The following is a 12,255-nucleotide window of genomic DNA, read 5'->3' on the forward strand; positions in this document are numbered from 1 at the left end:
GACCGGGCACGGGCGCGGGGGCCGCCGCGGGGGCAGGCTCGGGCGCCGCGGGCTCGGGAGCAGGCTCCGGTTCCGTTGTGCTCAACGGCTTGCCCGCGTCCCGTGCGATGACTTCGGCGGCATCGAGCGCCTGGGTCCGCAGCGCCGCGGGCAGCGGCAGGTACCCCCTGGGCAGCTCGCCCGCGCCGTCGCCGGTCACCTGGCCCGCCCCGGTGGCGAAGCGGATCAGGTCCGCGTAGTCCCGGCCCGCCGCCGCGTCCAGCGCGGACGGGACCGTCGCCGCGTAGGTCAGGTTCGTCAGCGGGTAGGCGTTCGCCGATTTCGACGCCGGGTTGGTCGCCACCACACCCGGGACGCTGGTCGGCGCCATCTCCGACAGCCCGGCGGTCAGGGCCTCGTTCGTCGGCTCGACGAACTTCCCTGCCGCGTTGCGCAACTTGGCCGTGAGCAGGCCGTAGCGCTGGGCGGTCACCGTGTCCACGACGGCGATCTGGGCGCGGCGACCCACCGGCAGCCTGCCGACCTTCTGGAATCCGGGCAGCGTCGGGTCGTTCGGGTCGGCCAGGCCGCTGGGTGTGCGCCCGAGGCTGTCGCCGCGACTCACCGCCCGGCCCGCCTCGTGCATGTCCGCGGCGAGCGGGCGCAGGGTCTGCGGGCACAGCGGCGCCTTGACCCCGTTGAACTCCTTGATGACACAGGACAGGTCAGCCTTCGGGAAGTTCTCCACCGGCAGCGAGAGGTTCAGGTAGTTCTTGTTGACCACCATGCCGTGCGGGTCGGGCTTGCCGTCGAGGAACGCCCGGGCGTCGGCGTCCTGCGAGATCCACGCCCACAGCGCCGCCGTCGCGTCCTGGTCGATCGACGGCGCGAGGATGTCCACCGTCTGCATGAGGAACCCATAGGTCTTGAACTCCGGGTTCAGCTCGAGAAACTCCGGGTCGGCCCGCAGCCGGGTGGGGTTGCTGCTCAAGTACGCGGGGACGCCGGGCACGGAGTCCTGATAGGACTGGGTGAGCAGCTTGGCCACCAGCCGCGGTGTCAGGTTCAGTTCCTCGATCGGCTTTCCGTCGTGCACCGCGATCTCGGGCGGGCTGCCGGGGGCCGCCTGTCGCTCCATGATGAAACCGAGTGCCAACCCGGAGGCCGCCATCGGCGCGTAGACCACAGGAGCCCCCGACGCGATGAGTCCTGGGTCCGCGGGCTTGGAGACGAACACCAGGCCCGGGTCCGATCCTGCGAGCTGGTCGCGGGCCTGCCGGTCGGGCACCTGCGCGAAGCCGAACACCGGACCGTCGCCCGCGCACATCGCGGGCTGCCAGCGCTGCACCGCGTGGGCGACGAACTCGTGCCCGGTGAGCGGCCGCTCCGCCCGGCCGAGCCCGCAGGCCTCGCCGACCGGCAGGAACGCCAGCGGCACGGGGATCGCGTTCTTGAAGTTGGAGCGGCTCAGCGGCGAGGAGTCCAGGTAGTTGTGGAAGTATCCGTCGGGCGCGCCGACGACCTTGCCGCTGGTCTCGACGTCGTCGCGGGGCACGATCATCAGCCAGCAGTGCCGCGGCTTGCCGGTGGGCAGCACCTTGCCGCAGCCCAAGCCGTAGGACTCGGTGACGGTCTGCACCTCGAAGTCGACCTCGCCGGTGCCGTCCTCCCTGGTCGCGGCGAGCTGGATCTCGTTGGTGGTGGCGGCGTCGAAGTACTCGCCATAGCCCGGTTCGGTCGGTTTCGTCGGCGCGCCGGACACCGGCTCGAACGGCACATACGTGCTCCCGTTCGGCACCTGCGCCTGGGTTTCGAGCGGATCGCGGTGCAAATCCCCGTAGAGCAAGGCACGTGACCACATGGCGCTGGAGTCGTAGATGCCCATGGGAGTGCCGTACTGGCACTGCTCGCGGCGCGGTCCGGCCGGGTCGTCGCCCCAGCACTGCATGATCTGCAGGTAGTTCTTGCCGCGGGCCGGATCGGTGGGCGTGGCGCCCTTCCACGACAGCCGGATCGTCTGGTTGATCAGGTCCTTGGTCTGCGAGACGGTGATCTCCAAGTCCTTGAACCGGTCCTTGCCGCGCACGGTCAGCTGCGACGGCGTGGGCTCGGCCGCTGCGGGCTGGGCGATCACCACCCCGGAGACCACCATCACCGCCGCCAACACCAGTCTGATGACATTCACTGCCGCACTCCCGTCTTGCGCAGCAGCCTGGCCACCAGCGGCGGTCCGACCACCAAAGCCGTCAACAGCACGAGGGCGACCACGATCAGCAGCGTGCCGTCGTCCTGCGGCAGATCGACCGACACCGGCACCGCCGACGCGCTTCCCCCCGCCAGTTGGCTCCGTGTCTCCCCGGTCGCAGCGTCGACCACCTCCGCGGGCGCCGCTTCGCCCGGTGCGGCGTCCCCCGGCACGACCGGGCCCGCGGCGGCGGCCTGGCCATTGGTCGCCGACTTCGCCGGAACCCCCGCCTCGGTGCACTGGGCCGGTCCCCCGCGCCGGTCGCACTCGGGCGGCGGCTTCGCCGTCACCGCCAACGTGTTCGTGCCGTCGGCGGAGAACGTCGGGTTGTTGCATTTGCCGATGTCGGTGGGCTTCTTCGTCGACCCAGGGATCCGCGCCACCTGGTCGAGTCCGGCCCTGACCAGGTTGATCGGCAGCGGCGAGAACCCGAGCCGCTGGGCCTGCTGCTGACCCTCGCACAGGAAGTAGTACGCGAAGTCGGAGAGCGTGCGCCCCTTGGCCTGGCTGAACTTCGCACTCGGCACGGTCGGGATGATCATGTAGCTGTAGCTGGAAAGCGGGTAGGTCCGGGCGTCCATGTCCCCGTAGACCTGGCTGAGGTCCTGGGTGAGGTCGGGCCGGATCTGCGCCCGCAGCAGCGCCACCGCGACCGCCTCCGCCGTCGGCGCGATGTAGTACCCCTTGGCGTTCAACAGCTTCGCCACCGGGAAGCCGGCGTTCTTGGCATAGGAGTACTCGACATAGGTGATCGCGCCGTCGCTCTGGCCCTGGCGGACGTAGTTCGCCACGCCGTTCGACTTGTCCTGCGCCACGATCGGCTCGATCACCGGGTAGGACGACGTGAAGCCGCACGGCGTCATCGTCCGCCCCGCCCGGCGGCAGTAGTCGTCCCAGAGCTTGCCGTGCTGCGCGGCCATCCAACTGGTGAACTGCGCGGTGCTCCCGGAGCCGTCGCTGCGCACGACCGGCACGATCTTGCGGGCGGGCAGCGCCAGATTCGGGTTGTCGGCCTTGATCGCCGGGTCCGACCAGTTGGTGATGACCCCGGTGAAGATCTTGGTGACGACCTCGCCGGAGAGCCGCAGATTCGTGATCCGCTTGCCCGCGATGTTCAGGTTGTACATGAACGACGTGCCGCCCGCCACGATCGGCATATAGGCGTAGGTCCCGTCCGCGGGCTTGGTCTCGACGATGTTGCGGTCCGTCAGCCCGTAGGGGATCTCCGAGACCGCGAAGTCGACCTGGCCGAACTTGAACTGGTTGCGACCCTCCGTGGACCCCTGGCCGCTGAACTCGATCTTCATGCCGAACTGCTTGACGTTCTTGCGCCACTGGTCGAGCGCGTTGAAGCTCCATGTCGACCCAGAGCCGCTGATCGGCACGTAATCCTGCGCCGCGGCCGCGGGGGCGAACCCCACGATCACCGTGCACAGGACGGCGAGCACGGACATGAGCCCCACCAGGGGTCGAGACATCATTCTCCTCATTGCGTTTCCGGCGACGTGACGGTGCGGTTGCCCGCGGTGAACCGCTCGCGGTCGCGGCGCGACGCCTTGTCGCGTCGGCGCGACTGCCGGTGCGACAGGTTGCCCGGCTCCCGGCCGCCGACCAGCCGGGCCAAGCCGAACAGGACCAGCACCATGGCCATCAGCACCGCGGCGGCGCCGAATCCCCGCTGCTTCATGGTCTCCTCCGAGGAGGCCATCAGCTGGAAAGTGGCCAGGGGCAGCGACACCTGGGCGTCGCTGAAGGGGTTGAGGTTGAGGTACGGGGTGAATCCGGCGGTGATCAGCACCGGCGAGGTCTCCCCGATGCCCCGGGCGGTGGCGAGCAGGACGCTCGTGGTGAGGCCGGACCGCGCGGTCGGCAGCACCACGTGCCACACCGTGCGCATCTGCCCGGCCCCCAAGGCGAGCGAGGCCTCGCGCAGCGAACTCGGCACCAGCCGCACCACCACGTCCGCGGCCCGGATCATGATCGGCAGCATCATGACGCTGATCGCGCAGCCCGCGGCGAACCCGGAGCGCGGTACCCCGAGCACCAGGATCAGCGAGGCGTAGATGAACAGGCCTGCCACGATCGAAGGCAGCGCGGTCATCGCCTCGACCACGGTCCGCACTAGTCGGGTGAACGATCCCCTGGTCTCGTTGAGGAACACCGCGCACGACAGTCCCAACGGGACAGTGATCACCAAGGCGACGGCGATCTGCTGCAGGGTGCCGACTGCGGCGTGCAGGATTCCACCGAGTTCGAGTGGGTCCAAGGTGCCCGCGTCGGACATGTCGTCGGTGAAGAAGTTCGCGTGGCCCAACGCTTCGAGGCCCATCACCAGCGGGTAGGCCACGATGAACAGCAGCGCCCCGAGCGCGACCAGCGCGAGGCTGTGCACGATCGCGGAGACGAGCTTGTCGCGGACGGTGAGTCCGTTCTCCTCCAACGAGACCAGCAGCGCGTAGAAGGCGAGGAACAGCGGGTAGGCGATGGCGATGAAGCCGACCGCCCCGGAGAACGGCGCGATCTGGTCGAACAGCAGCGCCGTCATGGCGACGGCCGCGACCATCGCGCCGAACATGGACACGACATCGGCCTTGCGGAGGGTGGCGGTGTCGCGGCGCACCTCGAAGGAATCCACAGTGGACATCAGGCGTCGCTCCCCTGGCCGGACCGGCTCCGGGCGATCACAGCGGAGGCGGCGAAGTTGACCACCAGGGTGAGCGCGAACAGCGCGAGCCCGGCGGCCATCAGCGCGGAGAGGCCGAACACGCTCGCCGATCCCCACTGCTGGGCGATCAGCGCGGACACCGAGTGGCCGCCCTTGCCCAGGATGTGGGTCTGGATGGTGAAGACCGGCGAGATGATCATCGCCACGGCGATCGTCTCGCCGAGCGCGCGGCCCAGGCCGAGCATGGTCCCGCCGATCATGCCGCTGCGGCCGAAGGGCAGCACGACGCTGCGGATCATGCCCCAGCGGGTCGACCCGAGCGCCAGCGCGCCCTCACGCTCCCCTTGCGGCGCCTGGGTGAACGACTCGCGCATGACCGAGCAGATGAACGGCATGACCATGAAGCCGACGATGAGGCCCGCCCAGAACGTCGAGGTGACGTAGACGGAGTCGCCCGCGAGCGGGTTGTCCGGGTCGGCGCCCGGCACGCTCAGGAACGGCACCCAGCCGAACTGGACGGACAGCCAACGCGGGATGTCGACGCCCTGCCACTGCAGGAAGACCGACCCGAAGAGCCCGTAGACGACGCTGGGCACCGCGGCCATCAGGTCGACCATGCTGGTCAGCACGCGCCGGATCCGTCGCGGGGCGTACTCGGAGATGTAGAGCGCGACACCCAGCGCCAGCGGGAACGCCACGGTCAGCGCCACCGCCGCGATGAGCACCGTGCCCACCAGGACGGCCGCGATGCCGAAGTTGAGCGAGTCCGGCTCCCAGGCCGCCACGGTGAGGAAGTCGAACCCCGCCGCGGCGAAGGCGCTCGACCCCCGGGTGAGCAGGAACAGGCCCACCGTCGCCATGACCGCGAGCACGGCGACCCCCGCGGTGCGCAGCACCAGCCGGAACACGCGGTCCACGCCACCGGAGGGGCGGACCCGGCGGCGCGGGCCGTCCGGCGGCCGGACCTCGTGCCCGACCGAGCCGGGCGCGGTGATCACTTGAGACATGCGGGGCTACTCCACAGAGGATTGGCTGGTGATGTCGTCGACCCAACCCGGACCAGTTGGCCTGCCCAGGGTTGTCTCATGAACAACGAACGAATGACCCGCCGCATATCGACACCAATAGGCCGAATGGCGGCGTCGAGAATAGGCGCAAATGGCTATCAGAAATGAACCGCCCGCAGCAGATGGGTGTTCTGTGTCTGACTGACGAGTTCGACGAAACTCCGGCATGAGTAGGTTGCCTGCACTCGCCGGTGATATTGCCTGCTGGAAACCGCGAGATCTCGGTCGGCGACCCGGACCCGCCACGACCACAGCTGCTTGGGCCCCTCCCTGACGATCGCCGTGGACGCGGAGTCAAGCTGGTCACAGAGTTCACGAACCGCGCTGACACAGTGATCGGTGTCCGTGAAACCCGCGGCGGCCTGACCGAGACTCCGATTGTTGGCGGACAGGAATCGCCAGGTGACTCCGTTGCCTGCGGATCGGTAGATCTGAAAGCGGGCGACGGCCATATGGGTTTCTCCCTCGTCTGACGCACCCCGACCGTGCGACGAAATCGTCATCCGCGCGGATGAACGACAGCGAAATCTCGCACATGCGAAAGGTTGCGATCGCGCTCACGCCAGACGGCCCGCGCCACTTCTCTCACGCTGCGCGGGCAGTCGAATACGGTTAGCCCGATATTCAGGGACGAAACGTGGGGCGGAAATTAACTGGCCGAGCCCACACGTGGTGAATCGAGTTGTTCGGCGTCTCGCCGGAGCATCCTGATGAGTTCCACTGTGGGCAGTCCACACAGGGCGGCCAGCGACTCCAGGGCGGCGAGGTCCAGTTCGCGCGCCTGGGCGGCGTGCCGGGCCACCTCCGCGTGCGCCCAGCCGCGGGCGGGCGCCAGTTCCGGCCGGTGGTCCTCCGCAAGCCGTTCGAGGTCGACGCGGAGGGTGGCTGGGAACTCCGAGTGCACCACTTGGTCGTGGACGCGTTCGAGGAGGTCGTGCGGCGACGCGTCCAGCGCTCCGCAGAGTTCGATGAACCGGACGACCGTGCACGACCGCGTGCCGGTCTCATAGGAGGCGAGCGCCTGGGCGGAGAGCTCGCTCGGCAGTTGCTTGACCAACTGCGCGCGAGTCCATTTGCGCCGCAGGCGGAGTCGCTGCAGCTCACGCCCGAGGGCGCGTTGGTATGCGGCCCCGTCCATCACACGCCCCATCCGGCGTCCCCGACACCATCTTTGACCAGTACTTACGCCGTTGTGGTGCAACGCTACGCACTTTTGCGCGCGCGGTACCCGTACCGCGCGTACTGCTATCCGATCGAGTGAGAGGGGTTCACTTCGGGCAACCCACAGTAGATCTTGAAAACCCGTCCGATTACCGGCTGGTAGCCCTGGACCGACGGGATTCGCGGGCACATACTCGCGGGGCACGGGAACTCGTGGTCCGCATCGAGGACCCGCTTGACGCAAGGTGGGGCGGACACGTCGAGAGTGCGCGCCCCGGAGGCCGTCGTGCCGGACGCCTCCGGGGCGCTTCGACGTCCAGGGGACTACCAGTGCGATGTGGACACTGAGCCAGACGAGGCTTCTCACCCCTTGAGGGGTCACCCGGCTGCGCGATATCGCCACATCTTGTTACCAAATCACCGGAGACCCGGGTCACGCAGAGCGCACGGATAGTCGATACCGGTCACCGATGGGCGGGCGTAGCGTCGCTCGTCAGGTGTACACCGTCGCAGTTCCGGCCCAATCCCCCTGCCTATGGAGGCCGTTCGTGAGTCGACGTACCTTGAGTTCCGCCTTGCCCTTGATCTGCGCCGCCGTGACCGCGGCGGCGCTGGCCACACCGGCGTCCGCCGCACCCGCGTCCGTTCTGGACGCGTCGGCGAGTCCGTCCACACTGGCCGCCACCGAGCAGTCGCTGCGCGACCAGTTGGGTGGCGCCTACGCACATTCATGGCTGGACACCACGACGGGAAAGTTCGTCGTCGGCGTCACCGACGCCACCCGCGCGAGCGAGGTCCGCGAGTCCGGCGCCCAAGCCAAGGTGGTAGCCCGCAGCGCGACCGCGCTCGAGCACGTCCAGTCCACACTGGACCAGCGGGCGCGGACGGCGCCCGACTCGGTCACCGGCTGGTATGTCGACGCCCCCGCCAACGAGGTGGTGGTGTGGCCGGGCGCGGCCTTCCGCCCGCTCAACGGCACCGGACCCGCATAACCGCACGAACACCGGGCGTCCATCACCCGCAAGCGGCTCAGCCTGACCGGTCGCTCAGTGGTGTCGGACCCGGCCTGCCGCGGCGCCCGCGCCCAGGACCATCACCAGCACAGCCAACCCCCAATGCCGCTTCTTCTCCGTGCTCTCGGCCCGGCCGTCCATCACCGGCGGGGCCGCGTCCTCGGCCCGCCGGTCCTTCGGCCGCTTCGGCTGGGGCACGGCAGGCGGAGGTGCCGGTGCCGCGGCCTGCGGCGGTGGCGGCGGCGGCGGTGGCACGGTGGGTGGGCGGCTGTTGGTCGCGGGCGGACCGGTCACCCCCGGAGACTCGGGTCTTGTGTTGCTTCCGGGCGCACCCGCCCCCGGAGCCGGTGGGCGGGTGTTCGTGCCGGTCGGACCCGCGACCGGGGGCGGCGGGACGACCGTGTTCGTGCCGGTCGGGCCCGTCACCGGGGGCGGGGTGGGTGCGGGTGAAGTCGCGACACAGCCGGTGGCGTCCGCCGCGTCGACGGCGGGCCAGATGGCGATGGGGCGGACTGTCGCCTGGGGGCTGTAAAGGTCTACCCGGTAGAAGCGGCTGCGGCCCCAGACTCGGTTGGCGGCGGCGTAGAGGGCGCCGTCCGGGCCGATGAGGGCGGCGCCATAGGGGCGGCCGTCGGGGAGCTTGGGCCCCAGGACGTAGCTGACCCTGCCGGTCACGGGGTCGATCTTGACCACTTTCCCGTAGTACGCGACATGGGCCGAGACGCCGTAGAGCATCCCGTTTCGCGTGTCGAAGTCGTCGACAGTGCGGGCCAGTTCGAACGGGCGCAGCTCAGTGGTTCGCGCGAGGCCGAGGTAGTGGGGGCTCTTCGGATCCAGTTCGATCGCGTACAGGTAGCGGCCGTCGCGGACGACGAGGTCGCCTTGGTGGATGGTGCCCGCCGTGGCTCCGGTGAGGCGGTCTTCGGGTAGACCGGGGCCGCGCACCGGGCCCAGGTCGCGGGCCACGCCCTTCGTGTCGATGGTGATCACGTGGGCGCCGTCGGTGAACGGGCCGGTCAGGCTCCTGCTCGCCAGGCCGTAGGACAGTGGGCTGCCGGGCTCGTGGCCCAGCGCGTCGATGCGGTAGCCCAGGACGCCGACGCGGTCGAGGGCGCCGTCGGCCAAGCGGACCTTGGTCAACACCGATAAGCCCAGCTCACCAATGCTGTGCACCCGTAGGAAGACGCAACCCGCCCGCGCGGGCGCCGCGGCGCCAGGTTCGGTGGCGGCCATGGCGCCGGCCGCCCCGACCGTGCAGGCCGCGACGACGCACGCGAGCAGGCGTCGGCTCATTGCAAGCGCGCCAAGACCGATTCGAACGCGTCCGGGCCGACCTGCGCGCCGCCCGCGTACGGGTTCTGCAGCTGGTGGGTCGCGAACAGCAGCAGCGACAGCGTGCCCGCGAGGACCGCCACGATCAGGATGTGGGTCTTCGGCCGCGGCCCACCGAACAGCAGCGGCAGCGCGACCGACATGACGCTGCCCGCGAGCAGGGCGAACCACACCACGTCGCTCACGCCTTCGCTGCCAGCGGCGTCGAGGCGCTCCTGCCTGGCCTGGTAGACCTCCCACAGCTTGTCCGCGGCCTCGGTCTTCTGGTCGTTCTGCCACTCGTCGGCGGCGGTGGCCTGGCTGATCGCGGAGCGCATCTGTTCGAGGTCGCGCCAGCCCTGCTCGCCGGCGTCCCCGTTGCCCTCACGCATCAGTGGCCACTCCTTGTCGAGGACCGTGCTCGCGTAGGACACCGACAGGTCGCGCACCTCCGACCGGGTGGGCTCCGGCAGGGCGTCCGCCGCCCAACTGGTCGCGACCAGGCTGTCGGCCTCGCGGTAGGCGCCTTCCTCGGCGTGGCTGACCGCGTCGAACAGGGAGATCAGGACGAACGCGAGCAGGACCGCGTGCAGCCCGCCCACGATGGTGAACACCTGGCCGGCGGCCTCGTTGTTCTCGACGACGCCGTGCGTCTCGCCGACCCGGCGGACCACATAGGCCACCACACCCGCGACGACCGCCGCGCCCAACACCCAGAAGAGGCTGGCGACGTAGATGCCCATACCCATCCTTCCCAGAGGAAAATGTCTTAAACACCAAGGAAATCGAATTGGGCGGTGCAGCGCACCTCGCGTCTGGATGATCTTTGTACTCGATCGGATGACGCCCGCGACGCCGGCTGTGCACTCCGCGCTCCTACACTCCACCCGTGGAATACCAGCTCACCGCCAGCCTGTCCCCCGCGTCCGGGACCTCCGACCTCGACCCGCTGCAGCGCCACGGCGTCGCCGCCCTCCTCGACGAGCAGCTCGACCTGCTGGCCGGGATCGAGGGTCCCGACGGCATCGAGGTGGAGCCGCTCGACCACCGGATCGCGGTCCACCCGACCGGCGCTGTGATCACCTGGCTGGTCGACTCGCCCGCCCTGGCCTTCGCCGAGGAGGCCGCCCGGCACGTGCTCACCGAGATGATCGCGCAGACCGAGCTGCTCGAGGGGTGGGCGGTCGGCCGCTGCGAGGTCATCGCCACCGACGACGACCTCGAGGCCGCGCTCGGCGCCAAGATCACCGAGCCGGAAGAGGAAGAGGACGACGACGCCGAGCTGACCGAGGAGGAGATCACCGCCCTGCGCGATGAGCTGCTCGTCTCGGCGGCGACGCTGCGCGCGTTCGGCCCGGAGGCGTTCGGCCACAACCCCGACGACCCCGAGTGCGTGATCTCCGAGGAGGCGGCCCGGCTGGTGGCGGGCGCGCTGGTGCAGGGCATGGAGATCCTCACCGACGAGCTGTTCGCCGACATCCAGGAGCTGGAGGACGCTGAGGGCTCCGCGGGCGAGGTCGAGGCGCTCAGCGTGATCAACCAGCTCCCGCTGCGCTACGCCGACCACTACGGCGCGCTGTTCGCCAAGCAGTTCCTGGTGACCACGTCGATCCTGGGGTACCGCCTGTCGCAGCCGGACTGGGTCGCGCCGCTGTGCACCGCGGAGGCGCTGGCGCTGCACGTGCTCAAGGGCGAGGCCGCGGTCCAGCTCGACCTCGCGGGCCTGCTCGACGAGCTGCCGATCAAGGAGATCCTCACCGCGTTCGACGAGCACGCCTTCGCCGACCTCGACCACGAGCGGCTCTTCGACCTCGCGACCGAGGGTGAGGACGACATCGACCTGCTCGGCACCCCCGGCCTCGACTTCGACGAGTGGTTCCTGCCGCGCAACGCGGGACCGCTGCACCCGTACCTGGCCATCGAGCACTTCCCGGAGTAGTCCCAGAGGCCGGGACACCGTTGACCGCGTGTCCCGGCCCTGGTCGACTCAGCGTGTGCGAACCGTGACCGTGGTGCTGCGATGTCGGCCCTGACCGCCGCCGACATCCCAGTCACTTCGCACCCTTTGGACCCACCATGGCCACGCCTCTGTTCAGCGCGCCCGAAACCGCCCTGACCGTCCACCTGACCGTCCACCTGACCGCCGACGCGGACCGGCTCCCCGACCTGTTCGGCGCGCTGCGCGCCCTGGGCACGGTCGAGTCGATCGACCCGCTGCCCGGAGTTGTCGTCCCACTGCCGCGGTCAGCCCCGCTGCGCCTGGTCGTGGGCTCCCGCAAGGTGTTCTGGCGCGGACGTGAGGTCGCGCTGACGAGGCTGGAGTTCGACCTGCTGCACTATCTGGTCTCGCGACCCGCCAGGGTGCACCGGCGGCGGGCGCTGATGGCCGAGGTGTGGCACACCACGTATGTCAGCGAGCGGACGGTGGACGTCCACGTCCGCAGGCTGCACGGCAAGATCGACGCGGACCGGGAGTTGATCAGGACGGTTCTCGGGATCGGCTACCAGTTCGCGGATCCGCTGCTCGCGGTGGTCGAGGCCTGAGCACGCTCAGCCCCGAAACGCCCGCCGATACCCCGACGGCGAGGTGTGCAGGGCACGCGCGAAGTGGTGCGCTGGAGTTCGCGAAGCTCGGGTACCGAGTCAAGGAGATGCTCGCGGACGTTCCACTGCGACCAGTGCGCGTTCACGCTGGATCGTGATCTCAACGCCGCCCGCAACCTCGCCCAACTGGTGGGCGAGGTAGCGGGTGGCATGTCCTCCCCGAGTTGCGGGGCGACACGAAACGAGCCCGATGGAAACCCATGTCAGACC

General features: G+C 69.6%; 12 protein-coding genes. 4 read left to right on the top strand and 8 right to left on the bottom strand.

Features of this window, described 5'->3' with window-relative positions; all coding sequences use genetic code 11:
* The 6 genes from ACRDSQ_RS13455 to ACRDSQ_RS13480 form a co-directional block, all read right to left on the bottom strand.
* Positions 1-2,164, bottom strand: a 2,164-nt coding sequence (locus ACRDSQ_RS13455; RefSeq protein WP_431421355.1) for a hypothetical protein, incomplete at its 3' end; no start/stop codon positions are given.
* Positions 2,161-3,702, bottom strand: coding sequence for a phosphate ABC transporter substrate-binding protein PstS (pstS, locus tag ACRDSQ_RS13460; RefSeq protein WP_431421356.1), 1,542 nt, complete (start codon positions 3,700-3,702; stop codon positions 2,161-2,163). The genes pstS and ACRDSQ_RS13455, both read right to left, overlap by 4 nt.
* Positions 3,703-3,710: 8 nt before the next feature.
* On the bottom strand, positions 3,711-4,868 hold the full coding sequence (gene pstA / locus ACRDSQ_RS13465) for a phosphate ABC transporter permease PstA (protein ID WP_431421357.1): 1,158 nt from the start codon (positions 4,866-4,868) through the stop codon (positions 3,711-3,713).
* A complete protein-coding gene (pstC, locus tag ACRDSQ_RS13470; protein ID WP_431421358.1) occupies positions 4,868-5,896 on the bottom strand; it encodes a phosphate ABC transporter permease subunit PstC in 1,029 nt (342 codons plus the stop codon). Before pstC ends, pstA begins: the two co-directional genes overlap by 1 nt.
* Before the next feature lie 158 nt (positions 5,897-6,054).
* Positions 6,055-6,408, bottom strand: a complete 354-nt coding sequence (locus ACRDSQ_RS13475) for a hypothetical protein (protein WP_431421359.1) — start codon at positions 6,406-6,408, stop codon at positions 6,055-6,057.
* 197 nt (positions 6,409-6,605) lie between these two features.
* The gene (locus tag ACRDSQ_RS13480; RefSeq protein ID WP_431421360.1) at positions 6,606-7,094 is read right to left on the bottom strand and encodes a helix-turn-helix domain-containing protein; all 489 of its coding nucleotides are present in this window, start codon (positions 7,092-7,094) and stop codon (positions 6,606-6,608) included.
* 571 nt (positions 7,095-7,665) lie between these two features.
* Between ACRDSQ_RS13480 and ACRDSQ_RS13485 the strand changes: the two genes are divergently transcribed.
* Entirely contained in the window at positions 7,666-8,109 is a 444-nt protein-coding gene (locus ACRDSQ_RS13485; protein ID WP_431421362.1) for a S1 family peptidase, read from the top strand.
* 54 nt (positions 8,110-8,163) lie between these two features.
* On the opposite strand, the gene ACRDSQ_RS13490 is transcribed toward ACRDSQ_RS13485, so the two are convergent.
* Both ACRDSQ_RS13490 and ACRDSQ_RS13495 read right to left on the bottom strand, forming a co-directional pair.
* The gene (locus ACRDSQ_RS13490) at positions 8,164-9,423 is read right to left on the bottom strand and encodes a DUF6923 family protein (RefSeq protein ID WP_431421364.1); all 1,260 of its coding nucleotides are present in this window, start codon (positions 9,421-9,423) and stop codon (positions 8,164-8,166) included.
* Positions 9,420-10,184 (bottom strand): hypothetical protein, encoded by a 765-nt coding sequence (locus ACRDSQ_RS13495; protein ID WP_431421365.1) that lies wholly within the window; start codon positions 10,182-10,184, stop codon positions 9,420-9,422. The genes ACRDSQ_RS13490 and ACRDSQ_RS13495 overlap by 4 nt, the downstream gene beginning before the upstream one ends.
* Positions 10,185-10,330: 146 nt before the next feature.
* Here ACRDSQ_RS13495 and ACRDSQ_RS13500 point away from each other — a divergent pair, with 146 nt between their 5' ends.
* The 3 genes from ACRDSQ_RS13500 to ACRDSQ_RS13510 form a co-directional block, all read left to right on the top strand.
* On the top strand, positions 10,331-11,380 hold the full coding sequence (locus ACRDSQ_RS13500) for a hypothetical protein (RefSeq protein ID WP_431421367.1): 1,050 nt from the start codon (positions 10,331-10,333) through the stop codon (positions 11,378-11,380).
* Positions 11,381-11,517: 137 nt separating this feature from the next.
* The gene (locus ACRDSQ_RS13505; protein WP_431421368.1) at positions 11,518-11,985 is read left to right on the top strand and encodes a winged helix-turn-helix domain-containing protein; all 468 of its coding nucleotides are present in this window, start codon (positions 11,518-11,520) and stop codon (positions 11,983-11,985) included.
* Positions 11,986-12,051: 66 nt separating this feature from the next.
* Positions 12,052-12,255, top strand: a 204-nt coding sequence (locus ACRDSQ_RS13510; protein ID WP_431421370.1) for a zinc ribbon domain-containing protein, incomplete at its 3' end; no start/stop codon positions are given.

The organism is Actinokineospora sp. (assembly GCF_050699995.1).
Lineage (GTDB): Bacteria > Actinomycetota > Actinomycetes > Mycobacteriales > Pseudonocardiaceae > Actinokineospora.